This is a genomic window from Sporichthyaceae bacterium, from assembly GCA_036493475.1.
Classification (GTDB): domain Bacteria; phylum Actinomycetota; class Actinomycetes; order Sporichthyales; family Sporichthyaceae; genus DASQPJ01.
Genome location: DASXPS010000010.1, coordinates 43,896 through 70,179, shown reverse-complemented (window position 1 = coordinate 70,179; position 26,284 = coordinate 43,896). Strand labels below are relative to the sequence as shown.

Genomic DNA, 26,284 nt, shown 5'->3' with positions numbered 1-26,284 from the left:
AGCAGCTCGTCCTCGGCCAGCGCGGTCTCCAGGTAGTCCATGAAGAAGTCCGCGGCCGCCACCGTGCGGGTGCCGTTGGGCCCGACCAGCGTCATCTCCGCCCCATGTACCAGGGCCACGCCGGGCAGGTCACTGGCCGGGTCGGCGTGCGCCAACGCGCCGCCGAAGGTGCCGCGGTGGCGCACCTGCGGGTCCGCCACCGTCGCGGTGGCCTGGGCCAGCAGCGGGGTGTGGGCTCGCACCAGTGGGTCGCGCAGCACTTCGTCGTGCGTGGTCATGGCGCCGATCACCAACGCGTCGCCGTCGTCCCGCACGCCGCGCAGCTCGTCGACCTTGCTGACGTCCACGATCAGCTCGGGGTTGGCCAGCTTCAACCGCAGGATCGGGATGAAGCTCTGCCCGCCGCCGAGCACCTTCGCGTCGTCGGACTGGGACAGCGCGGACACGGCCTCGGCAACCGAGGACGCCCGGAGGTATTCAAAGCTGGACGGGATCATGCGGCACCTCCGTGCGCCGAACCATGGTGGGGATGCGCTTTCTTGGCCTCGGAAACAGCGCGCCACACGCGCTCGGGGGTACACGGCATCGGAATGTCGGTGATGCCGAACGGACGCACGGCGTCCACGATGGCGTTGACCACGGCCGGCGTGGAGGCGATGCACCCGGCCTCGCCGACACCCTTGGCCCCAATCGGGTTGTCCGTGGACGGGGTCTCGGTGCGGTCGGTGATGTAGCTGGGCAGGTCCGCCGCCGAAGGGATCAAGTAGTCCACGAAGGTGCCCGTGGTCAGGTTCCCGTCTTCGTCGTACAAGCCCTCCTCGAACATGGCCTGCCCGATGCCCTGGGCGATGCCGCCATGCACCTGCCCCTCGACGATCAGCGGGTTGACCACCACACCGACGTCGTCCACCGCCACATACTTGCGGATCTTGGAGAACCCGGTCTCGGTGTCCACCTCGACCGCGCACAGGTGCGTGCCGTGCGGGTAGGACAGGTTGATCGGGTCGTAGGTGTAGGTGCTGTTCAGGCTCGGTTCCATCCCGTCCGGGATGTTGTGCGCCAGGTGCGTGGCGAACGCGCACTCCTGGATCAGCATCTTCGAACCCGGCGAACCCTTGACGGTGAACGCGCCGTTGGCGAACTCGAGGTCGTCCTCGTCGCACTCCAGGGTGTGCGCGGCGACCCGACGGGCCTTGGCGATCACCTTGTCGCAGGCCTTCACGACGGCCGAGCCACCGACGACCAGCGACCGCGAGCCGTAGGTGTCCAGACCCTGCGGGGAACTCGCGGTGTCACCGGCGAGCACGTCGATGTCCTCGAACGGAACCCCGAGTTTGTCCGAGACCAGCTGCGACCAGGCGGTCAGGTGGCCCTGGCCGTGCGGGGTGGAACCGGTGATCACCTGGATCTTGCCGGTGATGGTCACCCGGATCTCGGCGCGCTCCCAACCGCCCGCGCTGACGTTGAGCTGGCCCAGCGCGCGGCTGGGCGCCAGCCCGCAGGCCTCGGTGAAGGTGGAAACCCCGATGCCCAACTGGACCGGGTCGTTGCTCTCCCGGCGCCGCTGCTGCTCCGCACGCAGCTCGTCGTAGCCGAACAGCTCCTTGGACCGCGCGGTGGCGGCCTCGTAGTTACCGGAGTCGTACACCGATCCGGAGATCGTGGTGAACGGGAACTCCTCGTGCTTGATCCAGTTCTTCTCGCGCAATTCGAGCGGGTCCATGCCCAGGTGCGCGGCCAACTCATCCATCATCCGCTCGGCGCCGAAAGTGGCCTCCGGGCGCCCGGCGCCGCGGTAGGCATCCGTCGGGCACTTGTTGGTGAAGACGGTCTGGCAGTTGAACTGGTAGCCCTCCATCTTGTAGATGGCGTTGAACATCGCGGCGCCGAACAGCGGGACGCCGGCAGTGAACAACCGCAGGTAGGCACCCAGGTCGGCGATCAGGTCGACCTTCATGCCCAGCAGCGTGCCGTCGGACTTCGCGGCGATCTCGATTTCCTGGATCTGGTCCCGGCCGTGGTGCACGGTCTGCATGGACTCCGAGCGGGACTCGTTCCACTTGACCGGCAGCGCCAGCCGCTTGGCCACCAGCAGGGAGATGATCTCCTCCGCCGAGCAGGCGATCTTGGAGCCGAAACCGCCACCCACGTCGGGGGCGACGACGCGCATCTTGCTCTCCGAGACCCCGGTGATCAGCGCCAACAGCACGCGCAGCACGTGCGGGATCTGAGTGGAGGAGTACATGGTGAAGTCGTCCACGGTTGGCACGACGACCACCGCGCGGGGCTCCATGGCGGCCGGGATCAACCGCTGCTGGCGGAAGCGCCGCTTGAGAACCACGTCGGCCTTGGCCTTGGCGGCCTCGTAAGAATCGCCGGGCGAGAGCAGGTGGTAGCACTGGTTGGTGCCCAGCGCGTCGTGCACCAGCGGCGTGCCGTCGGCGAGGGCGGCCTCGACGTCGATGACCGCGGGCAGCGCGTCGTAGTCCACCGAAATGGCCTCGAGCGCGTCGTTGGCCGCATACCGCGACTCCGCGACCACCACCGCGATCGGCTCACCCACGTAGCGCACCTCGTCGGTGGCCAGCGGCGGGTTGAGCGGCTTCTTCATGTCCGGGTGGCAGGTCCAGGCGTCGGCCATGAAGCCCATCTCGGCGCCGAAGTCCGCGGCGCTGTAGACCGCGACCACTCCCGGGTAGGACGCGGCCGCGGCGGTGTCCACGGTGATCTTCGCGTGCGCGATCGGGCTGCGCAGGAAGGCCAGGTGCAGCATCCCCGGCAGTTGAATGTTGTCCGTCCACCTGGTGCGCCCGGTGATGAGGTGGGCGTCCTCCTTGCGGCGCAGCGGCTGCCCGAAGACGGTGTCGGACTTGGCCTCGGTGGTTGTCATGCCGTCACCCCCACGCTGCCGTTGGCCATCGTGGCGGCGGCGGTCTGCACCGCGCGCACGATGTTGTGGTAGCCGGTGCATCGGCAGAGGTTGCCCTCGATGCCCTCGCGGATCTCCTGCTCGGACGGGTTCGGGTTGTTGTTGAGCAGGTCGACCGAGGCCATGATCATGCCCGGCGTGCAGTAGCCACACTGCAGGCCGTGGCACTCCCGGAAGGCCTCCTGCACCGGGTGCAGCTCGCTGTCCACGGTGCTTGCCAAGCCCTCGATGGTGAGCACGTCGGATCCGTCGGCCTGCACGGCGAGCACCGAACAGCTCTTCACCGATTGGCCGTCCAACAGCACCGTGCACGCGCCGCAGTTCGAGGTGTCGCAGCCGACGACGGTGCCCACCCGGCCCCGCACGTCGCGCAGATAGTGGACGAGCAGCAGACGGGGTTCCACCTCATCGCTGCGTGATACTCCGTCGACTTTGACGGTGATTTTCGCCATTTCAGGGCTCTTTCTGTGGTCGGAATTCACCTCGGGACCGGATGAAACCCAACACTAGGCACCCCTCGGAATGGCTCACCAGAGGGCCGGGGTAGGCGGTCGGTGACCTCGCAATTGCCAGGAATAAACCGCAAAAGAAGTGGTGATTGCCAGCACTTGCGTCACAGTGCTCTGGAGGGGCTCGACCAGATCTTGATTGCGGTGACAAAGCCGGAGCAGGCAGGGTGGAGCGGTGCGGTCGACGGCAGGTGCGCAACGGCCTGCGCGGTTCCTGACCGCAGGCCTGGTGGCCGCCTGCCTGGGCTACTTCATGGTCATCCTGGACACCACGATCGTGAACGTGGCACTGCCCGCGGTGCGGGCGGACCTGCACACCGATCTGGCCGGACTGCAGTGGGTGGTGGACAGCTACCTGGTGGTGCTGGCCGCCGGCATCCTGACCGGCGGCGCGCTGTCCGACCGGTGCTCGGCCCGCACCGTGTTCTGCTGGGGGGTGGGCCTGTTCACCGCGGCCTCGGTGGCCTGCGGCTTGGCCTGGAACATCGCGGCTCTGATCGCCGCTCGGGCAGCGCAGGGCGCGGCGTCGGCGATGTTGGTGCCCTCGTCGTTGGCGTTGGTCCGCGCCGAGTACGACGACCCGGGCATGCGCCGGCGCGCGATCGGGTGGTGGGCGACCATCGCGGCCTTCGCCGCCGCGGGCGGTCCGGTGGTGGGCGGGCTGGGCACCGAGGAGTGGTCCTGGCGCTGGGTGTTCTTCGTCAACGTGCCGTTCGGGCTGGCCTGCCTGGTACTGACGACCCGTCATGTGCCACCCGGCGCCGGCCTCCCACGGGCGCTGGACCTGCGCGGCCAACTGCTCGCGGTACTGAGCCTGGGCGGCTTGGCCGTGGCGCTCATCGAAAGCGCACGGGCCGGGCTGACCCCCTTCGTGCTGCTCGCGGCGTGGGCCTGCCTGGTCACCGGGGGCGCGTTCGTGTTCGTCGAACAGCGCACCGGAGAAGCCATGCTGCCGTTGGGCCTTTTCCGCGACTCCACCTTTACCGGCGGCGCGTTCATCGGCGTGCTGATCAATTTCGGGTTCTACGGCGTGCTGTTCGTCATCAACCTGTACTTCCAGCAATTGCGTGGCGCATCCCCGTTGCAGGCCGGTTTCGCGGTGCTGCCACAACTCGGCTTCATCATGCTCGGCTCCAGCTTTTCGGCGCGGATCAGCGCCCGGGCCGGCGGGCCGCGGCTCAGCATTCTGCTCAGCCTGACCTGTCTGGGCGTCGGGGTGTCCGGGGTGATGCTCGCCGGCACACACACCCCCTACCCGGTGCTGATCGCGCCGTTGGCGCTGACCGGATTCGGCATGGGCGTGGTGATGCCCGCGGTGACCGCGGCACTGACCGACGCCGCCCCGCTGCGCCACTCCGGCCTGGCCTCCGGGGTGATCAACTCCGCGCGGCAGAGCGGCAGCGTGATCGGCATCGCGGTGCTCGGTGGACTGGTGGCCCGGCTGGACGACTTCGTGCTCGCGGTGCGCCTGGCCGCCGGCGTGGCCGCCATCGGGTTCTTCCTCGCCGTGGTGATCGCGGCAGTCACCGTCCGCCACAGCCGCACGGTGCGAACCACGACCGTGCTACCGACCCGGCCGGTGTCGGCCGGCTCAACCGGCGGTCGGCTCCCGGTGGATCGCACCTTCCGTGGCGCGCAGCTTGACACCACTGCCGCCCCAGTGTTGGCCGATGATCTCTGCGGCGATTGAGATCGCCGTCTCCTCCGGCGTGCGGGCGCCGAGGTCAAGGCCGATCGGGGAGTACAGCCGGGCGAGCTGCTCCGCGGGCACGCCCTCCTCGCGCAGCCGGGCCAACCGGTCGTCATGGGTACGCCGGGAACCCATCGCGCCGATGTAGCCGGCCTCGGTGCCCAGCGCCAACTTGAGCACCGGCACGTCGAATTTGGGGTCGTGGGTGAGCACGCAGATCACCGTGCGCGGGTCGACGGCGTGCTCGATCTCCAGCTGCTTCTCCAGGTACCGGTGGGGCCACTCCACGATGACCTCGTCGGCCTGCGGGAAGCGCTTGGCGGTGGCGAACACGGGCCGGGCGTCGCACACCGTCACCCGGTAACCGAGGAACTTGCCCGCGGCGGCCACCGCCGCGGCGAAGTCGATGGCGCCGAACACCAGCATCCGCGGCGGCGGGGAGTAGGACTGCACGAACACCGCCAGCTCATCGCCGCGGCGTTCCCCCTCCGGGCCGTAGTGCAGGATTCCGGTGTGGCCCTGGGAGAGCTGGCCACGGCCGTCGTCGGTGACCGCGTCGTCCAACCGGGCGCTGCCCAGGGTGCCGGAGCGCCGGTCCGGCCAGATGACCAGCCGTGCACCGACCGAGCCCATACCCGCTGTGTCTGCGCGGCTCGTTACCTCGCCACGGGAAATAACCGTGGCCACCGCCACCGGCTCACCGGCCTCGATGGAGGCGGCCACCTCCTCGAACTCCGGGAACGTCTGCGGGCCGATCAACTCGACGAACATGTCGATGATGCCGCCGCAGGTCAGCCCCACGGTGAACGCGTCGTCGTCGGATACGCCATAGGTCTGGAACACCGGAGTGCCGGAACCCATGACCTCCTGTGCGAGCTCGTAGACCGCACCCTCCACGCATCCGCCGGACACACTGCCCACTGCCTCGCCCGCCGCCGACACCGCCATCGCCGCACCGGGTTGGCGGGGCGCGGAGCGATAGGTACCGACCACGGTGGCGAGGCCGAACGTCTCCCCGGCGGCATACCAGGGCCGGATGTGTTCCAGGACGTCACGCACCGCTGTTTCCTTCCTGCGACAAACGCTGCGCGAGGGCCTCGAACGCAGCCACATTGTGCCCTGCGACCAACGCATCGATGTACGGCAGCGCTGCCGTCATGCCTGCGGTGGCCGGGACGTAGCCCTCCTTACCGGCGTGCGGGTTCACCCAGATCACAGCATGCGCCAGCCGGTGCAGACGGGCCATTTGCTCTCCCAACAACGTTGCATCACCGCGTTCCCATCCATCGCTGGCAATAACCAGCACGGCACCACGGGCGGTGCCGCGCTGACCCCAACGGTCCAGAAACGCCTTGAGCAGCTCACCGAGCCGGGTGCCACCGGACCAGTCCGGCACCGCGGTGCCCACCGCGCGCAGCGCCGCGTCCGGGTCCCGCACCGTCAGCTGCCGGGTCACCCTGGTCAGCCGGGTACCGATGGTGAACACCTCCACGTCCGGCCGACGCCGGGTCAGCACGTGCGCGAAACGCAGGTGTGCGTCGGCGTACATCTCCATGGACCCGGACACGTCGATGAGCTCCACGATGCGCCGCGGGCGCGGCCGGTGCCGCCGGGCGTAGATCTCCTCGATCTCCCCGCCGCGGCGCAGCATGGCCCGCACGGTGCGACGCGCGTCCACGCCGCCGCGCGGCGCCGGCGTCCAGCGCAGCGAACGGCGGCTGGGACCACGCACGTCCAGCCGGGCCAGCAGCCGGCGCGCCTCGTCGCGCTCTGCCTCGGACAGCGCCGCGAAGTCCTTGCGGCGCAGCAACTCGATGTCACTGGCCTTGCTCAACATCGGGTTGGACTGCAGGTCCTCGTCCTCGCCCATGTTCTGGTCGGGCGCGGTCTGCACCGAGATCAGCTTCGGCTGCTGCGGCACCAGGCCGACCCGGGCCACCCGGGGCAGTTCGTTGCCGAAGTACGCCGCGAATGCGGCGTTGTAGCGCTCCACGTCCAGCGGGCCGGCGCACATGGTCAGCCGTCCCGCCCAGTAGGCGTCCCGGCCATAGGTGACGTCGAGTTGGCTCAGCGCGCTGAGCAGCGCCTGCACCCGGTCCGTGCTCGCCTCCACGCCCGCGGCACGCAGCGTGCGGGCGAACCCGACCATCGTCTGCGTGGTGTCGGAGACCAGGACGAGCTCCTTGGGCATAGCTCAGCCCCGCCCGATGGAGCCGATCAGGGACTCCAGGCCCTCGGCGGTGATCCGATCGGTGTCCTCGCGGTACTTCAACACGGCACCCAACGTGCGCGCGGCGGCGTCCACGTCCAGCGTGCGGGCGCCGAGCATGAGCAGCGCCCGGGTCCAGTCGATGCTCTCCGCCACTCCCGGCGGCTTGAGCAGGTCGCGCAACCGCAGCAACTGCGCCGCGGCGGCGACCTCGGTGGCCAGCCGCTCGGTGACCTCCGGCAGCCGCCGGCGGATGATCGCCACTTCGCGGTCATAGGCCGGGTGCTCCAGCCAGTGATAGAGGCAGCGCCGTTTGAGCGCGTCGTGCACCTCGCGGGTGCGGTTGGAGGTGACCACCACGATCGGCGGCTCGATCGCCTTGATGGTGCCCAACTCCGGGATGGAAATGGTGAAGTCGGAGAGCACCTCCAGCAGGAACGCCTCGAATTCGTCGTCGGCGCGGTCCACCTCGTCGATCAGCAGCACCGAGGGGCTGGTCTCGATGGCCTGCAGCAGCGGACGGGCCAGCAGGAACCGCCGGTCGTAAAGCTCACCCTCGAGCTGTTTGACGTCGTTGATGCCGGCGGCCTCGGAGGCCCGCAGGTGCAGCAACTGGCGCGGAAAATCCCAGTCGTATAGCGCCTGGGCGGCGTCGATGCCCTCATAACACTGCAGACGAATCAGCGGGGCGTCGTACAACTGGGCCAACGCGTGCGCCAACGCGGTCTTCCCGACACCCGCCTCACCCTCGAGGAAAAGCGGTCTTCCCATACGAATTGCAAGGTAGGCTGCGGTAGCTAGGCCAGTATCTGCGAGATACCCGACGGATTCCAACCGGCTCTGCAGGGTGTCCGGCGAATCGGGCACGGCACCGTTCGAAACCGCGTTGACCGCCATGCCGATCCAGATTACCCGCGGGTCGGTACGCGCGACGTCCGGCGTTTCTACACAAATCTCACAGTCAACTCCCAGTCATTTCACCGATTGAACACGGCATTTGCTGGGCATGCTCAAGGTGGACCCACGGGGGGCGAGGTGTCGCCGCCCGGCAATGGACGACGAGCGGAGCGACGCATCATGACCCCCAGGACCGAGTCGGGCTCGGGCGCGGACATTCACACCAACGGTTCGGGCGGTCACCGCCTGTTGGTGGTCGACGACGAGGACAACATCGTCGAACTGCTCAGCACCTCGCTGCGCTACGCGGGGTTCGAGGTGGCCACCGCGAACAACGGCGAGGAGGCGTTGAAGGTCGCCGAGTCCTTCGACCCCGATCTGCTGGTGCTCGACGTGATGATGCCGGACATCTCCGGATTCGGCGTGGTCAAGCAGCTGCGCTCCAGCGGCTCCACGGTGCCGGTGCTGTTCCTCACTGCCCGCGACGCCACCGAGGACCGGATCTCCGGGTTGACCCTGGGCGGCGACGACTACGTCACCAAGCCGTTCAGCCTGGACGAGGTCATCGCGCGCATCCACGCGGTGCTGCGCCGCACCGCCCGACCGGAACCGGCGATGTCCCCGCGGCTGGTGTTCGCCGACCTCGAGCTGGACACCGAGACCCACGAGGTGTGGCGGGCGGGCACCGCGGTGTCGCTATCCCCCACCGAGTTCAAGCTGCTGCGTTACTTCATGAACAACCCGCGCCGCGTGTTGTCGAAGGCCCAGATCCTGGATCATGTCTGGAACTACGACTTCAACGGCGAGATGAACATTGTCGAGTCCTACGTCTCCTACCTGCGCCGCAAGATCGACACGGTGGAGCCCCGGCTGCTGCACACGCTGCGCGGTGTGGGGTACGTGTTGCGCCTGCCGCCGGGCTGAGCCTCGTCCCGCCGGGCTTCGATGAGTAGAGTGCGCCGCCTCATCGGCGCTTTCGGCGGGCTGCGGCGGCTATCGGCGCACACCCCGCTGCGGGTGAAGCTGATGGCCGCCATGTTGGTGTTGAGCACGGTGGCGGTAGTGGGCACCTCGGCGGCTGCCACCGCGGTGCTGCGCTCATACCTGTTCAACCGGGTGGACAACCAACTGCACCGGTTCACCACCAACTCGATGCCGTATCTGACCGGCAACGCCGCCCCGGACAGTTCGCTGTTGTTCCCGCGCTCCGGCTCCGGCAGCAGCGGCAGCACCGACCCCAACCGGCCGTTCAACCGGCCACGGTTCTCCACCACCTACTTCGCGGTGACCCGCGACGTCAACGGCGTGGAGATCCGTCGGGAGAGTTCGCAGCTGGACGTCCCCACCGCCGCGCCCCGGCTGCCCGCGACGACCATCGCACAGGCCAAGGACCGCGGCGGCGAACCGTTCACCGTGCTCGCCCAGAACAGCAAGCAGCCGCGCTGGCGGGTGATGGTCACCCCGCTGGCCGACGGTTCGGGCAGCCTCACGCTGGCGCTGAGCCTGGACGAGGTGGACGGCACGCTCAGCCACCTGGAACGCATCCTGTGGGCCGTCGGGCTGGCGGTGCTGGCGCTCACCGGCTTGGGCGCCTACGTCATCGTGCGCACCAGCCTGCGCCCGCTGCGCGAGGTGGAGGCCACCGCGGAGGCCATCGCCGGCGGTGACATGTCCCGCCGCGTGCCGGCCAACCCGGTACGCACCGAGGTCGGTCGGTTGGCCCATGCGGTCAACGTGATGCTCGGTCAGATCGAAACCGCATTGAAGGAGCGCGAGGAGTCCGCGGCGGCCGCGCAGGCCTCCGAGGAGCGCATGCGTCGGTTCGTCACCGACGCCAGCCACGAGTTGCGCACCCCGTTGACCAGCATCCGCGGGTTCGCCGAGCTCTACCGGCAGGGCGCGGCCGCACCGGAGAAGATCCCCGGTCTGATGTCCCGCATCGAGGGCGAGGCCACGCGCATGGGCCTGCTGGTCGAGGACCTGCTGCTGCTGGCCCGCCTGGACCAGCAACGACCGCTGGAGCGAGAGCCGGTGGACCTGGTGGCCATCGCCGGCGACACAGTGGTGTCGGCCCGCGCAGCGCATCCGGACCGCACCGTGCAGGTGCGGATGCTCTCCCCGGACGAGGACCCGCCCGGCGTGATGGGCGACGACGCGCGGCTGCGCCAGATTGCCGGGAACCTGGTCACCAACGCCTGCACGCACACCCCGGCGGGAACCGACGTGCGGGTCGGGGTGGGCTCGGTGCTCGACCCGACCGGACGGCAGTGGGCGCTGTTGGAGGTGGCCGACGACGGCCCCGGGCTGTCCGCCCAGGAGTGCGAACGCGTCTTCGAGCGCTTCTACCGCACCGATACCTCACGCAACCGCAGCACCGGCGGCTCCGGGCTGGGGCTGTCCATCGTCGCGGCGCTGGTGGCGGCGCACGGCGGCAACGTCACCGTGCAATCCGTACCGGGGGCCGGTGCGGTGTTCCGGGTACTGCTTCCCGTCGTCTGACGGGACCTCAGAAGGCCGGCGGCGGGCCCGGCGGCGGCAGCGGGGGGCTGGACCGCTTGGCCAGTGCGGCCCCGGCCAGACCGGCCGCGATCAACGCCAATGCGATGCCGCCGATGGCCAGGCCCACTGCGGTGTTCACCTGGTTGGTCGTCGGGACCTTGTCGTCCGCGGTGATCTGCACGCCGCCCGTCGAGCCGGTGTCCGTGGTGGTGGCCGGTTGCACCGCAACGCTCGTCGGGGTGGCCGAGGCGACACCGCCCGCTGCGGCGGAGTCCACCAGCGTGATCGAAGGGGCCGGGTGCTCAGGCTCGGGCCCACCCGGCGCCGACTCCTCGATCCAACGCACCACGTCGCCGTTGCTGTAGGTCTGCAGCGCCTTGAACGTCAGCGTGTCGGCGTCCGTGGGCAGCGGGCCCACGCTGATCGGGAAGGTGTCGAACTGGTCGGGGTGGATGGCCGCGTCCGAAGTTTTCGCCGTCCAGGTGATGGTGGCGACCCGCTCGGTGACCTGCGCACCGTCGTCATCGGTCATCGGGGTGGTCAACGCGGTCTTCACCACCGCGATGTCCCAGCCGCTCTTCTGCTGGGTGGACACCGAGGCGAACGGGTGGTCGGCCGGGAGGTCCACCTCGAGCTTGGTGGTGTTGGCGTTCTCCTCCTCGGTGGGCACCTTGAAGGTCAATGTCGCGTAGCCGCCCTTGACGGCGTGATCCGAACTCACCGTCACGTGCGCCCAGGCGGGCAGCGCGAGTGCGCCGAAGCCCACCGCCAGGACGGAGATCAGCACACTGCGTGCGATGTGACGGTTCATCGTCTTCTCCCAGCCCGTACCGCAAGTGGATCTTGGTCACCTTCAGTGTGATCGTTTGGACTCCCGCCTGAGGTAGAGCGGCGGTCAAATCACGGTTGGCCGTCAGGCGGCGCGGCCGAACCGCCAGCGGCCGCCGAAGCGGGCTACCCCGGTCGCGTCGAGTTCGCCCGAACGGTGCGGGCCGGGTTCGGTCGCCTCGGGGGCGAGCCGCCAGATCAGGGCGAGCACCGCCACGCCGAACAGCAGCAGCCCGTGCGGCCACTCGCGGGACATGAACGTGGCCCCGTCGGCCACATCCCGGGTGCTCACATAGGTGGTCAGCAGGGCGGCGCAGGCCAGCATGGGGAACATGCCCGCGGCGCGTTGCGGGCGCGCGGCGACGGACAGGAAGCCGATCCCGGTGGCGATGCCCCAGGTGCCCAGCTCACCGCCGGTGTGCCAACGGCTGAGGAACTCCGGGGAGGACATCCCCATCTCCGCGGCGGCGATGACCACCAGCAGCCAGCGCAGCACCAACACCACACCCAGCCGGGGAAACCGCTGTCCGGCGGCCGCCGCCAGGATCTCCTCGGTGCGATCGGGCACCACGTCGGCCGATGACACCCGCACCATGCGGTGCAGCCGGTTCAGCCCCGCCTCGTACTCCCGACAGCCCGCGCAGGCGGCCAGGTGGGCGTCCAGCAGCGCGGCGTCCAGGCCGAGCGGCTCGGCGTCAACGCGGGCGGACAGGGCCTCCCGCCACGTCTGGCATCTCATGCTCCGAGAAGTCGTCGAAGCAGGCGCGCTGGTTCCGGACCGTCGCGAAGAAATAGCGGGCCAACGGGCGCTTGCTACTATTCGCTGCCCCGGTTTTGCCAGGTTTGTTCGCTGACCGCGCGGCCCGTTGGTCCGTACAGCCCGGGGTTCTACCCGTTCGACGGGACGGCGCATGCGCGACGATGAGATCACCGAGCTGGCCCTGGCGGCCGGCCGGGGTGACGCGGAGGCAACCGCCGCGTTCGTGCGCGCGACGCAGGCCGACGTCTGGCGCTACGTGGCCTACCTGGTGGACCGGGCCGCCGCCGACGACCTGACCCAGGAGACCTACCTGCGCGCGTTGCGCGGGCTGCGCACGTTCCGGGCACAGACCGCGGCCCGGGTGTGGTTACTGTCCATCGCCCGGCGCGCGGTGGTGGACCACTTCCGCAAGCAGGGACGCACCCCGTCGATCGCGACCAGCCTGGACGCCGCCGACGGCCTGGTGGATCGCATCGGCCCGGCCCAACCCGATGGTGCCGGAGAGCTCGCCCTGCGGCTGCTGATCGCCGGACTGGACGAGGACAAACGCGCAGCGTTCGTACTCACCCAGGTGCACGGGTTGTCCTATGCGGAAGCCGCCGAGGTGTGCAGGGTGCCGATCGGCACCATCCGCTCCCGAATGGCCCGGGCGCGGGAACAACTGCTGGGCCAGCTGGCCGAGCAGGAGGCCGCCGAGACGCCGGCACCCGCAGCGCGTCGCCTGCACCGGCTGCGCTGACGCTCCGTCAGTTCTCATCCCTTGAACAGCAGCGACAGCCCGCCGATGGTGTAGCCGACCATCAAGGCCATCATCGGCAATTGTCCGACGATGGCCTCCTTGGCCGTGAACAGCCGCATCGCGCGGTCATGCGCGGAGAACACGCCGAGCACGTGCCCGGTGATGATCGCGATCACCTGCACCACCGCGATCGAGGTGGTGGTGAGCACGCCGTAATCCACCGACAGATGGGCCGTGCCGAACCAGTTGCCCCCATTCAGCAACGGGTCCGAGGCACGGATCATCGTCTGCTGCCCGGCGAACACGAACAACGAGAAGTAGTGCGCGATCAGGTAGCCGGTGGCGATCGGCACCAGCGAGTGCGCGAACTTGGTGGCCGTACCGGACCAGCCCTGGCGGGACAGTAACCCGGTGAGCCAGGAGGCGATGCAGAACAACGCCATCACCACGCCGACCGAACAGGCCAGCGCGATGGTGGCCAACTGCGTCGGGGACAGCGAGGAGTCGTAGCTCCTGTTGATCCACCAACTGGTGGAGGTGAACGAGTCGAACGCGGTGGAGCCGAGCATCACCCCGAGCAGGCCGACCAGACCGGGCGCCATCACCAGGGTGTCCAGGTTCGCCAGCGGGTTGCGCAACACCAGGGCGCGGTCCGAGCGCCGACCGAACACCGACAGCCGGCCGATTGTGGAGGAGAACACCTCGAAGCCGTCGCAGCGGGCAAACCAGCCCGCACCGAAGGCCAGGGCGCCGAGCAGATTGATCCCGCCGTAAAGGGCGAAGTAGGTACGCAGCGTGCTCAGCGAGTCCCGGTGCGGGGCGCACAACTCCAGCCAGACGAAGGAGAACAGGCCGAGCGCTCCGGGCCAGTAACCCACCCACCGCGGCAGCCGCGCGGGCGGGTCGTTCGGGTCCAGGCCGATCGCCTTGTTGATGAGCAGGTGCAGAGTGCGCAACGGGTTCAGCAGCCGCCAGACCGGCCCGAACAGCAACGAGGCCGGCACCAGGCCGACCCAGAACACCACGTAGATCAGGCCAGCGGTCGGGTTCGTCGCGAGGTCCGGGCCCGCGGTGGCGGCGAACGCGACGAACCCGACCACCAGCAGACCCAGACCCCGCATGCCCCAGCGGAACTCAGGGCTGTCCAGGAACTCGGCGAGTCCGGCCGGCAGCGGCCGACCGGACTGCACACCGCGGAACTTGGAGGTGCGCCAGAGGAACGCCAAGGCCAGGAAGGACACCACCAGCGCACACACCGCACCGGTGAGCGCATAGCTGAACGGGAGGGGCAGGTCCTGACGCGAACTGACGCCGTGCAGCGGCAGCAGCACGTGGCGCATCGCCGGGTTACCGCACCTGCAGGCTGAACAGGTGCGTGGAGGTGTCCTCGATCTCCACCTCGAACGTTCCGGTCTCGTCGGCCACGAACGTCTCGGTGCCCACCTGACCCGGTGTCAGCTCGAGCTTCTTGTCGTAGCCGTGGATATGGATCTCATAAGCCTTGTCCGAGGTGGCGATCAGCGTGAACGTTTCGCCCTTCTTCACCTTGACGATCGCCTCCGGGCGGACCGTCGGCTTCCCGTTGACCAGGTCGATGTGCACCACGACACCGGACGGGGTGGCCGACGGCGAGGCGGTCGTCGAGCTGTGGTCCATGCCGGGCATGCCCGCCATGGAGTCATTGCTCGCCGCGCTGGGCGTGGCCGCGGGCGCGCCCGCCGAGCTGTCCACGTTGTTCTTGTTGCCGCTGCCACCACAGCCGCTGACCAACAACACGATCGCGGCGAGTGCGCCGGCAGCGCCGGTCCCGGTCCGTCCCAGCACAGTCGGATCCCTTCCCTGCGTCTCTGCCCCGGCGTACGGCACCGGGGTACCCCCGACATGGTCGTACCAGACGCCCGATGAGTTCCCGGCAACACGCCGCGTATCGGCGCTGGGCGGTCAGGGCGTCCAGACCTCGCCCACGTCCATCCGCTCCAGGCCCAGCCAGAGCAGCTGCATGAGGTGGCGGGCGGTGCGTTCCGGGCTCAACCCGGGGTTGCGGGTGCGCCAACGGGCGACCCGTTCCCCCACGCCGCTGATGGCCGCGGCGATGACCTCGATCTCCGCCGGGTCGGCCAGATGGTCGGTGCCGGCGTGCGCCGCGATCAGGCCCGCGATCAGCACGGTGTGCTCGTCGCGGATCGACTCGACCTCCTCGGCCGCACCGCTGAACTCGCGCACCGACTCGTCAATGATGTTCCACAGCGTGCGGTGTTCGTCGGCGAAGCGGAACCAGGCCACCAGGGCGGTGTAGAGCCGGTCACCCCGTGCCTCGGCGCTCATCGCGCCGGTGAGGATGGCGTCCCGCATGCCCGCCCGGGCCCGACCCAGGCAGGCCAGGAACAGGCCCTCCTTGGATCCGTAATAGTGGTAGAGCATCGGCTTGGAGACCCCGACCCGCGCCGCGATCTCGTCCATGGACGCGGCCTGGTATCCGCGCTCGCCGAACATCTCCTCCGCAACGTCGAGCATGAGCGCCTCGCGCTGGGCTCGCGGCATGCGCCGCCGCGGACCGCCGTCCGACTCCGCCGCCGCGCTGCTCATCTCGCCTCCCTCGACCGCCTTCAGCTTAGCGAGGAACTGACCGTCGGTAAGTAGCTGTTGGTGTCGGGGTCGGATCGGCCGTGCGTTTGGCCGCGGGGGTCGGTGTCGGGGTCGGATCGGCCGTGCGTTCGGCCCGGGGCGTCGGCGTCGCAGTGGGGCAGGTGCCCTGGCAGCGCACCCCCGGCGGCACGGCCGGTCGGGGCGGGGTGGCCACCGCAGGCAGTCCCACGTCATCAGCCCGGGAGACGGACGGGGCCCGCTCGGGGTTGCCCGCAAAGCTCATCCGCCAGGTGCCGGGACTTTTGGCCACCACCGCGGCGCCCGACACCGAGCCATCCGCGCCGGTGCGGACGGTCTGCACGGGCCGGAACGCTTTGCCGCCCGCCGGGCGGAACTCGATGGCAACCTCCCGTCCCGGGTAGCCGGTCCAGCCGGTCTTGTGGTCGAAGCGCTGCAGGAAGCCGGAGAACTTCACGTCCTGTCCCACCGGGGTGGGCTCGGTGGCGTCGAAGTGCGCGAAGTGGGTGGCCTCCCGAACCAGGTAGTCGCCGTAGACCCGGCCGGGATCGGTGCTGTTCTGCTTGTTGTCCACGGCAAAGGCCTGTAGCTGCCACTGGCCGGTCGATTGCGGGTTGGCCAGCCGCACCACGACCTTCCACATCCCGTTGGCGGCAGTGCCCGAGGTACGGGCCAGGCGATAAGCACGCCCGGAGCCGCCCTTCGGGCCGTACAGACCGGCCACCACGGTGTCCACCCCGCTGGGGTCGGAGACCCGCATGCTGATGGTGAACGCGGTGGTCTTGTGGGCCGAACGGGACGCGGGCAGCAGCACGTCGTTCGGGTTCAGGGTGACCGCGCTGATCTGCGGGGCGATCTTGTCGTCTCGGTCCGCGGCAGCGGCCACCGTGGGCACGGATGCGCCCAGGCCGAGCGTGGTGACGATCAGACAACGGGTCGCGGTGCTGCGCAACGATGGACCCCCTTGGCTCAATAACCCCAACCGCATGTTTGCACAACTTCTGCCCCAGACTCGGTAGGCCATTCCCCGGCCCCGGACAAGATCCATAACTGTTTCGGTCAGCGGTGGCGACGCGGTGCTGCGGCCGATCACAGCCGGCGTCAGAATGATCACCGTGCCCGAATCGTCGTCCCGCTTCGCCGAGCGATACCGGCTCACCGAGAGCCTGGGCAAGGGCGGCATGGGTGAGGTCTGGCGGGCCTACGACGAACGACTGAATCGCTACTGCGCGATCAAGGTGTTGCGGCAGATGGAGGACCCGGCGACGGCCGAGCGGTTCTCCCGGGAGGCGCGCACGCTGGCCTCGCTGCGCCACCCCGGCGTGGTCACCGTCTACGACTACGGCGTGGACGGCGGTCGGCCGTATCTGGTGATGGAACTGCTGCCCGGGCCGTCGCTGGCCGAATTGCTGCGGTCCTCCGGCCCGTTGGAGATCGACACCGTGCGCCGGTACGGGGCGCAAACCGCGAGCGCGCTGCAGGCGGTGCACGACGCGGGGGTGGTGCACCGCGACCTGAAGCCGGCCAACGTGGTCCTGGACAACACCTCCTCGGCCCGTCTGGTGGACTTCGGGATCGCGCTGGGCGCCACGTTCGAGGCCACGCTGACCGAGCACGGCGCGATCATCGGCAGCGCCGCGTATCTCGCGCCGGAGCAGGCCACCGGCAGCCGGGCGAACGCCCGCTCGGACCTGTACAGCTTCGGCTGCCTGCTGATGACGCTGCTCACCGGGAAACCGCCGTTCACCGACGACAGCCCGGTCGACATCCTCGGTAAGCACCTGTCCGAGACGCCGCCGCTGTGCTCCAGTCGCCGCCCCGAGGTGCCCGCCGACCTCGACGCGCTGGTCGCCGACCTGCTCACCAAGCGCCCGGAGGATCGACCGGCGAACTGCGCCGAGGTGGCCCGCCGGTTGGTCGGCGGCACCTCGGCCCGGCCGTCGCCCGGCCCGGTGCCGATGCCCACCCGCACGTTCGGCGGAGCGGCTCCACCGCCGGGGGCCACCAACGGCCGGTCCGGCGCCACCGCGCAACTGCCGCCGCCGCCCCCGCCGCCCTCGCACGCGGCGGACACGCGCGCCAAGCGGGTGGCGCTCGCCGCGCTGGCCGTCGTGGTGGCCCTCGCCCTGGGCGGTGCGGCCTGGGCGCTGACCCGGTCGCACGACTCCGGGCCCACACCCGTGCCCGTGCCTCCGGTGCCCAGCCCGACGATCACGCCGACCGAGACCCCGGAACCCACCGAAACGTTCGCCCCGCCGCCCACGGTGAGCGGTTCACCGAACTTCAGCCCGCCGCCGCTGCTGCCGCTGCCCAATGAGAACCCGACCTCGACCGGCAGCCCCGCGCCGGCCGGCACCGGGGGGCCGATCCTGGATCTGCCCCCGTTCAGCGCGACGCCCTCGTCCACCGGGGACCCGGCGGACAACCCGGACAGCGGGGATATACCGACGCCCTAGTGACCGCGGGTGATCCATTCGTCCAGGTGTTGCCCCTCGGCGCCGATGGTGGTGCCCTCACCGTGGCCGGTGCGCACCTCGGTGTCCGCGGGCAACACCAGCAGCCGATCGCGGATCGATTCGATGATCGTGGCGAAGTCACTGAAGGACCGTCCGGTGGCGCCCGGCCCGCCGGCGAACAGGGTGTCGCCGGAGAACAGCACGCCGAGGTCCGGGGCGTGGAAGCACACCGCGCCGGGCGCGTGGCCCGGTGTGTGCAGCGCGTGCAATGCGGTGCCCGCGACCGAAATGGTGGTGCCGTCGGCGAGATTGCGGTCCGGGTTCCAATGCGGGTGCACCATCTGCCAGAGGACCATGTCGTCCGGGTGCAGCCAGATCTTCGCTCCGCTGCGGGCGGCCAGTTCGGTGGCCGCGTTGACGTGGTCGTTGTGCGCGTGGGTGCACAGGATCGCGCTGACCAACCGGCCGCCGATCGCCTGCTCGATCGCGTCCGCGTCGTGTGCGGCGTCGATCACCACACATTCGCGTTCGTCGCCGACGATCCAGACGTTGTTCTCCACCTCCCAGCTGCCCCCGTCGAGAGTGAAGGTGCCCGCGGTGACCAGTCGCTGAATCGGCGCCACCACCCCTACATCACCACCACGGAGCGCAGCACATCGCCATGGTGCATGCGCTCGAAGGCCTTCTCCACGTCGCCGATACCGACGGTCTCGGACACGAACGCGTCGAGGTCGAGACGGCCCTGCAGGTACAGGTCGATGAGCATCGGGAAGTCCCGGCTGGGCAGGCAATCGCCGTACCAGGAGGACTTCAGCGCCCCGCCACGGCCGAAGACCTCGATCAGCGGCAGCTCCAGCACCATGTCCGGGGTGGGCACGCCGACCAGCACCACGGTGCCCGCCAGGTCGCGGGCGAAAAAGGCCTGCTTGTAGGTCTCCGGGCGGCCCACCGCCTCGATCACCACATCGGCCCCGTTGCCCTCGGTGGCCGCGCGGATCGCCTCCACCACGTCTTCATTCTTGCCATTGACGGTGTGGGTGGCGCCCAGGCCGCGGGCCCATTCCAGCTTGCGTTCGTCCACGTCGACGGCGACGATCGTGCGCGCCCCGGCCAGCCGGGCGCCCGCGATTGCAGCGTTGCCCACACCGCCGCAGCCGATCACCGCGACGGTGTCCCCCCGACCGACATGGCCGGTGTTCATCGCGGCGCCCAGGCCGGCCATGACGCCGCAGCCGAGCAGTCCGGCGGCGGTGGCCGGCGCGGCCGGGTCGACCTTGGTGCACTGCCCGGCGGCGACCAGGGTCTTCTCCACGAACGCCCCGATGCCCAGCGCCGGGGACAGCGGGGTGCCATCAGCCAGGGTCATTTTCTGGGTGGCGTTGTGCGTGGCGAAGCAGTACCAGGGGCGCCCGCGCTTGCAGGACCGACACTGCCCGCAGACCGCGCGCCAGTTGAGGATCACGAAGTCACCGGGCGCGACGTCGGTGACGTCGGGACCGACCGCCTCCACGGTGCCCGCGGCCTCGTGGCCGAGCAGGAACGGGAAGTCGTCGTTGATACCGCCCTCGCGGTAATGCAGGTCGGTGTGGCAGACCCCGCAGGCGGCGATTTTCACCAGCGCCTCACCCGGGCCCGCGTCGGGAACGAGAATCGTCTCCACACTGACCGGAGCGCCCTTGTGCAGCGCTACGACTCCGCTGACCTGGTGTGCCATCGCCAACTCCTCGCTCGGTTCCGTCCGGCCCATTCTGGCGGGCGGGCCGGAGGGCGTGTCTCCCCATCCCGTAAGCCGGCGCGGATCGACGCCCGGACGCCCCCTGGCCGCGTTGTCGTCGCCGCCGCATCCGGCTGGGATGGGAAGAACGCCCTAGCGAGCGCCCAGTGCCCGGTAGCCGGTCGGCGTGGTGCCGTAGGCGGCCCGGAACGCGCGGGAAAACACCGCGGCGTCGGTAAACCCGTAGCGCCGGGCGATCGCGCTGACCGACTCCCCCGGGCCGGCGGCGAGCAGGTCGCGGCGGCAGGCCTCCAACCGTGCCTCGCGCACCGACTGGGAAACGGTACGCCCGCGCGCGGCGAACAGTCGCTGCAGCGCTCGGGTGGAGATGAAGTGCGCGGCAGCGATCCCGTCCGGAGACAGGAACGGGTCGCCGAGGTTGTCCAACAGGTACTGCTCGATGCGGGCCAACAGGTCGGACTCGGCGACGGACAGCCCGGTGGGGCAGGCCTCGCCGGCCGCGGTGAGCACCAGCTCGGCCAACGAATCGGCGATCTTGGCGGCGCCGCCCTCGGTGGGGTGTGGCCGATTTCCCGCGAGATCGCGCAGCATGCGGGAGACCACGCCGGTGATGCCCTCATGTCCGGACAGCCGCCGCGCGGTCAACGCCGCGGTCTGCTGCTCGGTCAGCGCCACGCAGGTACGCGGCCAGGTGAACACCAGCAGGTTCCAGCGGGCGGTGGCGTCCCCGGACAGGCCCCAGAAGAACGGGCGGTCGGTCTCGTAGACGGCGAAATCGCCCGGACCCAACTGGCATTCCCGACCGTCCTGGCTCACCAGTCCGCGGCCGCGGGTGACCAACCCGGCCTGCAGATAGCGAACTCCGTCCTGCTGGGCAAAAGCCCGGGTACGGCGGACTCCCTGCGTCACCGATGACACATCGGACACTCGCAAATGCGCGATTTCGTCGGTGGCCACGACGCCCTCGAAGTGCCCGACCCGGGCCGCGTCCACATCGAGCGTGACGAAGTGCTCGCGCACGATGTCGCGCCACACACCCACCCGACCGGTCCGGGTGGCCGCGACGGCATTGCCCACGCCCATGGGCAGATCGCCTCCCAATTACCCGCGCGACGACGATAACCGGCCGTACCGAGGCCTGTCGTCGGTGGTCAACCCCGCGTCGTTCGCCGTCATGGCTCCACTGCGCGCGGACCGGGAGGATGGTTCGATCGCATCGACCCGGGAGTTCCCATGACCGCGACCCTGCCTCTTACCGACAACGCCGCCGGCCAGAGCGTGGTCAGGGCCGCCTGTCCGCACGACTGTCCGGACACGTGCGCGATGCTCGTCACCGTCGAGAACGGCAAAGCGCTGGGAGTGCGCGGCGATCCCGACCACCCGTTCACCGACGGCGGCCTGTGCGTGAAGGTCAACAACTTCACGGACACCGTCTACTCCCCCGACCGCATTCTGTTCCCGCTGCGGCGCACCGGCCCGAAGGGCAGCGGCCAGTTCGAACGGATCAGCTGGGACTCCGCGATCGAGGAGATCGGGTCCCGATTCACCTCGATCGTCTCCGAGTACGGCGCGGAGGCGATCCTGCCGATCAGCTACCTGGGCACGCAGGGCATCCTCAACGGGCTCAACGCGGGCGACGCGTTCTTCAACCGGCTGGGTGCGACGGTCAGCGAACGAACTTTCTGCGACTCCGGCTGTTGCACGGCCTACGCGATGACCGTCGGCGCGACCGCGGGCGTGGACCCGGAGAGCCTGGTGCACTCCAAGTTCATCCTGATCTGGGCCTGCAACATGATCAGCACGAACCTGCACCTGTGGAAGTTCGTCGCCGAGGCCCAGCGCCGCGGCGCCAAGGTCGTGGTGGTGGACCCGGTGCGCACCCGGACCGCCAAACGCGCGGATTGGCATTTGCCGATCCGGCCGGGCACCGACGGTGCGCTGGCGCTGGCCATGATCCACGTCATCATCAACGAGGGCCTGATCGACGAGGCCTACGTCCGCGACCACACCGCGGGTTTCACCGACCTCGCCGAGCGCGTCGGTCAGTACACGCCCGAGTTCGCGGCGGCGGAGACCGGCCTGGACGCCGAGGACATCCGCACACTCGCCCGCGAGTACGCCACCACGCAACCCTCGATGATTCGTATCGGCGTGGCCATCGAGCGGCACGCGGGCGGCGGGCAGACGGTGCGCGCGCTGGCTTCGCTGCCGGCGCTGGTCGGGGCCTGGCGCAAGGTCGGCGGCGGCATCCTGCAGTTGCCGCTGTGGGCGTTCCCGGTGAACTGGCCGGCGTTCCTCGGTGCCGAGATGATCAAACCCGGCACCCGGGTGCTCAACCAGTTCCTGTTGGGTCGTCACCTCAACGGCGACATCCCGCTGGATCCGCCGATCAAGGCGCTCATGGTCTACAACTCCAACCCTGTCATCGTCTGTCCGGAGCAGGACAAGATGATCGAAGGGCTCAAGCGCGAGGACCTGTTCACCGTGGTCTCCGAGCACTTTCTGACCGACACCGCGGACTGGGCGGACATCGTGCTGCCCGCGACCAGCCAGCTGGAACAGCACGACATCATGTTCAGTTGGGGTCATCTCTACGTGACGCTCAATCAGCCGGCCATCGAACCGTTGGGCGAGGCAATCCCGAACACCGAGTTGTTCCGTCGGCTGGGGCGACGGATGGGATTCACCGAGGGGTACTTCACCCGCACCGACGAGGACATGCTCGCCGCCGCGTTCGACTGGTCGGCGCCGGCCATGCAGGGCATCACTCTGGAGTCGCTGCGGGAAACCGGTTGGGCGCGGCTCAACCTGCCCGACCCGGACCACTACGCCCCGCACGCGGAGGGCAATTTCCCCACCCCGTCAGGGAAAACAGAGTTCGTGGCCTCGATCGCGGCGGGTGGTAACTTCGTGCTGCCGCTGTTCCGGCAGGGCTCCAACGACCACCAGGCGGGCCAGCCGGTGGACCCGCTGCCGCACTACATCCCACCGCGGGAGTCCTCCTGGGCGTCCGGTCGCGGGTTGAACCTGATCTCGCCGAAGGCACACAGCTACCTGAACTCCAGCTACGGCGACCAACCGGCGCAGCGGCGGGTGGCCGGCGACCCGGCGATTCTCCTGCACCCCACCGACGCCGCCGACCGCAAGATCACCGACGGCGATGAGGTGCGGGTGTTCAACGACCGCGGCTCGTTCACGGTGGTGGCCAGGACCAGCGACGAGATCGCACCCGGCGTGGCCTGTGCCTACCTCGGCGCCTGGCGCAAGCTCTCCCGGGCGTTGGCCACGGTGAGCGCGGTGAACTCCTTCGAGTTCGCCGACCTGGGCAATGCCCCGACCTTCTCCGACACCCTGGTCGAGGTGGAGCGGACCTGATCGGTTCGGTTCGGCGTCAGGCCAGCGCCTCCCAGCCGACGACGCCGTCGGCGAGGTCGCGGATCGAGGCGAGCAGGCCGACGCGGTTGGCCTTGACCGCCGGGTCTTCGGCCATGACCAGCACCGCGTCGAAGAAGGTGTTGATCGGGGCGACCAGGCCGGCTCCGACCTCGGCGAACCGGTCGAGGTCCGCGGGGGCGTCGCCGAGTTCGGCGCGGGCCTTGGCAATGGCGTCGGCGAGCGCGCCCTCGGCGGGGTCGGCGAACAGGGCCGCGTCGACGCCGGCCGGCGCATCGGCGGGCACGATGCGGCGCACCCGCAGCACGGCCTCCACCAGTGATGCGAACGCGGCGTCAGGTTCCAGCCGGGTCAGGGAACTCAGCGTCGAGTCGGCCACTGTGGGCCGGTCGGCGAGCGGCAGCACGGCCCGCACCAGCCTGTGCGGGTGACCGGCGTCGAGCAACGACTGCTCGTAGCGGCCGACGATGAACCTGGCGGTGTCGGCCTGCCGGGACTCGGCGACCTCGCCGGGCTGCCGCGCGGCAGCCGCGGCCAGACCGCCGGAGATCGTGATACCGGCCAACTGCGGGTGCGCGCGCAGGATGGCGAGCAACCCGAGGGCCGCGCGGCGCAGCGCGTACGGGTCGGCCGACCCCTTCGGCTCCAGCCCGATGCCGAACAGACCGGCGAGCAGGTCCAGGCGGTCGGCGACGGCGAGCAGCGAGCCGGGCAGCGACGTCGGCAGGGCCGCGCCGGAGGAGCGCGGCATCTCCATCTCGTGCAGCGCCTGCGCCACCTCCGTTGTCTCCCCGGCCCGGGTGGCGTACTCCCGCGCCATCACACCGGCGAGCTTGGACAGCTCGACTACCATCTCGGTGGCCAGGTCGAATTTGGCCAGTTCGCCCGCCCGGGCCAGCGTCGTGCGTTCGGGCGCCGACAGCTCGACGTGCGCCGACAGGTCCACGGCGATCGCGGCGATGCGCGCGGCGCGGTCGCTGATCGAACCCAGCTTGTCGACGAAGGTCAGCTTGTCCAACCGGGCTCGGAACTCCGCGAGCGGCACCTGCAGATCCGCGCGCCAGAAGAAGGCGGCGTCCTCGTAGCGGGCGCGCAGCACACCCTCGTTGCCGGCCCGGACCACGTCGGCATCGCAGTCGCCGTTGGCGACCGCGACGAAGTGCGCCTGCAGCGTCCCGTCGGCCGCGCGCACCGGCAGGTAACGCTGGTGCTTGCGCATGACCGTCACCAGGATGTCCGACGGTAACTCCAGATAGCGCTGCTCGAACGAGCCGAGGATCGGGTTCGGGGACTCGACGAGGTTGGTCACCTCGTCGATGACGTCTGCCTCGCCCTCGACGTCGACAGTCGCGCCGACCGAGGCGGCCAGTTCCCGCGCCCCCGTGACAATCGCGGCACGACGGGCCGCGCTGTCCAGCACGATGTCGGCGCCCGCGAGCACGTCCGCGTACGTCCCGGCCGAGGGCACCGACACGATCGGCGCGTCCGCGTCGCGGTGCACCCACGTCTCGCGCCCGCTGGACAGATTGGACACCTGGAACGGCACCACGGCCTCACCGAGCAACGCGAGGATCCAGCGCACCGGCCGGGTGAAGGACAGCCCCGGCGCGTTCCAGCGCATGTTCTTCTCCGAGCGCAGCCCGGTGACGATGCCCGGCAGAATCTCGGCGAGCACCTCAATCGCCGGACGCCCGACCGCCGCGGTGCTGACCCCGATGTACTCGACGCCGTCCAGGGTGATCCGCTCCAGCGCGGACTCCTCGACGCCCTGCCCCCGGGCAAAGCCCTGCGCGGCCTTGGTTAGGTTGCCGTCCGCGTCGTAGGCCGCGGCCACCTTCGGGCCCTTCACCGTGCGGCGCGAATCCTCCTCGCGGGCGGCGACGTCGGCGACGGTCGCGACCACCCGACGCGGGGTGGCGTCCACGGTGATCGCGCCGTGGGTCAACCCGGTGCCGGCCAACGCCGCGGTCAACGCGTCGCGCACCGCGCAGACCGTGTTTCCGCACTCGTGCGGCGGCATCTCCTCCACACCGATCTCGAACACCAGGGGCACCGGACCGGTCGGCACATTTCCCGCCTCGGCCAGCGGCGGCGGCTCGGACACGGCGGGGATGCCGAGCGGGTGCCCGAGTTCGGCCCGCTTGGCGATCCACAGCCCGGCCACGTCGCGAGCCAGATCGCGCATGATGCCGAAGGACTTCTGCCGATCGACAGTGGAGACCGCGCCGCGGGCGTCCATCACGTTGAAGGCGTGCGAGGCCTTCAACACGTAGATCTGCGCGGGCACCGGCAGCGCCGCCTCGACCATCCGCCGCGCCTCGACCACGTAGTGCTCGAACAGCGCGCGGTTGGTCGCGACATCGGCGTCGTCGAGGTAGTAGCGGCTCATCTCGTACTCGGCCTGGCCGAAGGCCTCGCCGTAGGAGATGCCCGGCGCGTAGGTGATCTCCTTGAAGTGCCCGACGCCCTGAAGGGCCATCAGAATGCGTTCCATGCCGTAGGTCAGCTCGACCGGGATCGGGTCCAGGGTCTGCCCACCGACCGCCTGGAAGTACGTGAACTGGGTGATTTCCATGCCGTCGAGCCAGACCTCCCAGCCCAGGCCCCAGGCGCCGATGGCCGGCTGCGCCCAGTTGTCCTCGACGAAACGCACGTCGTGCGCGCGCAGGTCGACGCCCAGCGCCTCGAGGCTGCCCAGGTACTGCTGCTGCGGGTCGCCGGGCTCCGGCTTGAGGATCACCTGGTACTGCGTGTGCATCTGAATCCGATTGGGGTTCTCCCCGTAGCGGGCGTCGTCCGGCCGCACCGACGGCTCCACGTAGGCCACCCGCCACGGCTCCGGGCCGAGCACCCGCAGGAACGTCGCCGGGTTCGCGGTGCCCGCACCGACCTCGGTGTTCATCGGCTGCACGATCATCGCGCCGCGCTCGGTCCAGTAGGTGGTGAGCGCGAGCAGGGCGTCCTGCATGGTCAGCACGAGCGGTCACGTCCAAGGCGTCGAAGGATTCGGCCCGAGTCTAGTGAGCGGCCACGTTC

22 protein-coding genes are annotated in these 26,284 nt (G+C 69.7%); 6 read left to right on the top strand and 16 right to left on the bottom strand.

The genetic code is table 11. The features are described from left to right. The 3 genes from VGJ14_00885 to VGJ14_00875 all read right to left on the bottom strand — a co-directional run. A partial coding sequence (locus VGJ14_00885) for an FAD binding domain-containing protein (GenBank protein HEY2830950.1) occupies positions 1–497 on the bottom strand: 497 nt, incomplete at its 3' end. Further along, a complete protein-coding gene (locus VGJ14_00880; GenBank protein ID HEY2830949.1) occupies positions 494–2,890 on the bottom strand; it encodes a xanthine dehydrogenase family protein molybdopterin-binding subunit in 2,397 nt (798 codons plus the stop codon). The genes VGJ14_00880 and VGJ14_00885, both read right to left, overlap by 4 nt. After that, a complete protein-coding gene (locus VGJ14_00875; GenBank protein ID HEY2830948.1) occupies positions 2,887–3,381 on the bottom strand; it encodes a (2Fe-2S)-binding protein in 495 nt (164 codons plus the stop codon). The genes VGJ14_00880 and VGJ14_00875 overlap by 4 nt, the downstream gene beginning before the upstream one ends. Before the next feature lie 232 nt (positions 3,382–3,613). Between VGJ14_00875 and VGJ14_00870 the strand changes: the two genes are divergently transcribed. Next, complete coding sequence (locus VGJ14_00870) at positions 3,614–5,128, top strand: MFS transporter (GenBank protein ID HEY2830947.1); 1,515 nt, start codon at positions 3,614–3,616, stop codon at positions 5,126–5,128. On the opposite strand, the gene VGJ14_00865 is transcribed toward VGJ14_00870, so the two are convergent. Genes VGJ14_00865 through VGJ14_00855 form a run of 3 tightly spaced genes read right to left on the bottom strand, consistent with a single transcriptional unit; the run spans position 5,030 to position 8,234 of the window. Next, on the bottom strand, positions 5,030–6,187 hold the full coding sequence (locus VGJ14_00865) for an XdhC/CoxI family protein (GenBank protein HEY2830946.1): 1,158 nt from the start codon (positions 6,185–6,187) through the stop codon (positions 5,030–5,032). The two genes, VGJ14_00870 and VGJ14_00865, sit on opposite strands and share 99 nt — an antisense overlap. Continuing rightward, on the bottom strand, positions 6,180–7,319 hold the full coding sequence (locus tag VGJ14_00860; protein HEY2830945.1) for a VWA domain-containing protein: 1,140 nt from the start codon (positions 7,317–7,319) through the stop codon (positions 6,180–6,182). The genes VGJ14_00865 and VGJ14_00860 overlap by 8 nt, the downstream gene beginning before the upstream one ends. Positions 7,320–7,322: 3 nt before the next feature. Then, the gene (locus VGJ14_00855) at positions 7,323–8,234 is read right to left on the bottom strand and encodes a MoxR family ATPase (protein HEY2830944.1); all 912 of its coding nucleotides are present in this window, start codon (positions 8,232–8,234) and stop codon (positions 7,323–7,325) included. Positions 8,235–8,414: 180 nt separating this feature from the next. On the opposite strand from VGJ14_00855, the gene VGJ14_00850 reads away from it, so the two are divergent. Both VGJ14_00850 and VGJ14_00845 read left to right on the top strand, forming a co-directional pair. Beyond that, positions 8,415–9,158 (top strand): response regulator transcription factor, encoded by a 744-nt coding sequence (locus tag VGJ14_00850; GenBank protein HEY2830943.1) that lies wholly within the window; start codon positions 8,415–8,417, stop codon positions 9,156–9,158. Between the two features lie 30 nt (positions 9,159–9,188). After that, complete coding sequence (locus tag VGJ14_00845) at positions 9,189–10,733, top strand: HAMP domain-containing sensor histidine kinase (GenBank protein ID HEY2830942.1); 1,545 nt, start codon at positions 9,189–9,191, stop codon at positions 10,731–10,733. A 7-nt stretch (positions 10,734–10,740) separates the two neighbouring features. Here the strand turns inward: VGJ14_00845 and VGJ14_00840 are convergent, their stop codons facing one another. Further along, entirely contained in the window at positions 10,741–11,544 is an 804-nt protein-coding gene (locus VGJ14_00840) for a YcnI family protein (GenBank protein ID HEY2830941.1), read from the bottom strand. Between the two features lie 102 nt (positions 11,545–11,646). Further along, entirely contained in the window at positions 11,647–12,300 is a 654-nt protein-coding gene (locus VGJ14_00835; protein HEY2830940.1) for a zf-HC2 domain-containing protein, read from the bottom strand. A 172-nt stretch (positions 12,301–12,472) separates the two neighbouring features. Here VGJ14_00835 and VGJ14_00830 point away from each other — a divergent pair, with 172 nt between their 5' ends. Further along, positions 12,473–13,060: a sigma-70 family RNA polymerase sigma factor gene (locus tag VGJ14_00830; GenBank protein ID HEY2830939.1), complete on the top strand. Its 588-nt coding sequence runs from the start codon at positions 12,473–12,475 to the stop codon at positions 13,058–13,060. A gap of 14 nt (positions 13,061–13,074) precedes the next feature. On the opposite strand, the gene VGJ14_00825 is transcribed toward VGJ14_00830, so the two are convergent. The 4 genes from VGJ14_00825 to VGJ14_00810 form a co-directional block, all read right to left on the bottom strand. Then, positions 13,075–14,400, bottom strand: coding sequence for a hypothetical protein (locus tag VGJ14_00825; GenBank protein ID HEY2830938.1), 1,326 nt, complete (start codon positions 14,398–14,400; stop codon positions 13,075–13,077). Between the two features lie 7 nt (positions 14,401–14,407). After that, positions 14,408–14,884: a hypothetical protein gene (locus VGJ14_00820; protein ID HEY2830937.1), complete on the bottom strand. Its 477-nt coding sequence runs from the start codon at positions 14,882–14,884 to the stop codon at positions 14,408–14,410. A gap of 117 nt (positions 14,885–15,001) precedes the next feature. Further along, on the bottom strand, positions 15,002–15,646 hold the full coding sequence (locus VGJ14_00815; GenBank protein HEY2830936.1) for a TetR/AcrR family transcriptional regulator: 645 nt from the start codon (positions 15,644–15,646) through the stop codon (positions 15,002–15,004). Between the two features lie 25 nt (positions 15,647–15,671). Beyond that, positions 15,672–16,616 carry a hypothetical protein gene (locus VGJ14_00810; GenBank protein ID HEY2830935.1) on the bottom strand — a complete coding sequence of 315 codons (945 nt, stop codon included), beginning with the start codon at positions 16,614–16,616 and terminating at the stop codon, positions 15,672–15,674. A 163-nt stretch (positions 16,617–16,779) separates the two neighbouring features. On the opposite strand from VGJ14_00810, the gene VGJ14_00805 reads away from it, so the two are divergent. After that, positions 16,780–18,120 carry a serine/threonine-protein kinase gene (locus VGJ14_00805; protein ID HEY2830934.1) on the top strand — a complete coding sequence of 447 codons (1,341 nt, stop codon included), beginning with the start codon at positions 16,780–16,782 and terminating at the stop codon, positions 18,118–18,120. Here the strand turns inward: VGJ14_00805 and VGJ14_00800 are convergent. The 3 genes from VGJ14_00800 to VGJ14_00790 all read right to left on the bottom strand — a co-directional run bounded on the left by VGJ14_00800 (position 18,117) and on the right by VGJ14_00790 (position 20,938). Beyond that, complete coding sequence (locus tag VGJ14_00800; protein ID HEY2830933.1) at positions 18,117–18,746, bottom strand: MBL fold metallo-hydrolase; 630 nt, start codon at positions 18,744–18,746, stop codon at positions 18,117–18,119. The two genes, VGJ14_00805 and VGJ14_00800, sit on opposite strands and share 4 nt — an antisense overlap. A gap of 2 nt (positions 18,747–18,748) precedes the next feature. Beyond that, the gene (locus VGJ14_00795; protein HEY2830932.1) at positions 18,749–19,834 is read right to left on the bottom strand and encodes an S-(hydroxymethyl)mycothiol dehydrogenase; all 1,086 of its coding nucleotides are present in this window, start codon (positions 19,832–19,834) and stop codon (positions 18,749–18,751) included. A gap of 153 nt (positions 19,835–19,987) precedes the next feature. Beyond that, entirely contained in the window at positions 19,988–20,938 is a 951-nt protein-coding gene (locus VGJ14_00790; protein HEY2830931.1) for a helix-turn-helix domain-containing protein, read from the bottom strand. A 150-nt stretch (positions 20,939–21,088) separates the two neighbouring features. Here VGJ14_00790 and VGJ14_00785 point away from each other — a divergent pair, with 150 nt between their 5' ends. Continuing rightward, on the top strand, positions 21,089–23,230 hold the full coding sequence (locus VGJ14_00785) for a molybdopterin-dependent oxidoreductase (GenBank protein ID HEY2830930.1): 2,142 nt from the start codon (positions 21,089–21,091) through the stop codon (positions 23,228–23,230). Between the two features lie 16 nt (positions 23,231–23,246). Here VGJ14_00785 and VGJ14_00780 read toward each other — a convergent pair whose 3' ends face one another. Next, a complete protein-coding gene (locus tag VGJ14_00780; protein HEY2830929.1) occupies positions 23,247–26,216 on the bottom strand; it encodes a glycine--tRNA ligase in 2,970 nt (989 codons plus the stop codon). Positions 26,217–26,284: the final 68 nt, after the last annotated feature.

What these genes read in the sequence shown, in the direction of transcription:
- VGJ14_00880 (HEY2830949.1), bottom strand. Translation starts at nt 2,890, where the DNA reads ATGACAACCACCGAGGCCAAGTCCGACACCGTCTTCGGGCAGCCGCTG.
- VGJ14_00875 (HEY2830948.1), bottom strand. Translation starts at nt 3,381, where the DNA reads ATGGCGAAAATCACCGTCAAAGTCGACGGAGTATCACGCAGCGATGAG.
- VGJ14_00860 (HEY2830945.1), bottom strand. Translation starts at nt 7,319, where the DNA reads ATGCCCAAGGAGCTCGTCCTGGTCTCCGACACCACGCAGACGATGGTC.
- VGJ14_00855 (HEY2830944.1), bottom strand. Translation starts at nt 8,234, where the DNA reads ATGGCGGTCAACGCGGTTTCGAACGGTGCCGTGCCCGATTCGCCGGAC.
- VGJ14_00850 (HEY2830943.1), top strand. Translation starts at nt 8,415, where the DNA reads ATGACCCCCAGGACCGAGTCGGGCTCGGGCGCGGACATTCACACCAAC.
- VGJ14_00840 (HEY2830941.1), bottom strand. Translation starts at nt 11,544, where the DNA reads ATGAACCGTCACATCGCACGCAGTGTGCTGATCTCCGTCCTGGCGGTG.
- VGJ14_00835 (HEY2830940.1), bottom strand. Translation starts at nt 12,300, where the DNA reads ATGAGATGCCAGACGTGGCGGGAGGCCCTGTCCGCCCGCGTTGACGCC.
- VGJ14_00830 (HEY2830939.1), top strand. Translation starts at nt 12,473, where the DNA reads ATGCGCGACGATGAGATCACCGAGCTGGCCCTGGCGGCCGGCCGGGGT.
- VGJ14_00825 (HEY2830938.1), bottom strand. Translation starts at nt 14,400, where the DNA reads ATGCGCCACGTGCTGCTGCCGCTGCACGGCGTCAGTTCGCGTCAGGAC.
- VGJ14_00815 (HEY2830936.1), bottom strand. Translation starts at nt 15,646, where the DNA reads ATGAGCAGCGCGGCGGCGGAGTCGGACGGCGGTCCGCGGCGGCGCATG.
- VGJ14_00795 (HEY2830932.1), bottom strand. Translation starts at nt 19,834, where the DNA reads ATGGCACACCAGGTCAGCGGAGTCGTAGCGCTGCACAAGGGCGCTCCG.
- VGJ14_00790 (HEY2830931.1), bottom strand. Translation starts at nt 20,938, where the DNA reads ATGGGCGTGGGCAATGCCGTCGCGGCCACCCGGACCGGTCGGGTGGGT.
- VGJ14_00785 (HEY2830930.1), top strand. Translation starts at nt 21,089, where the DNA reads ATGACCGCGACCCTGCCTCTTACCGACAACGCCGCCGGCCAGAGCGTG.
- VGJ14_00780 (HEY2830929.1), bottom strand. Translation starts at nt 26,216, where the DNA reads ATGCAGGACGCCCTGCTCGCGCTCACCACCTACTGGACCGAGCGCGGC.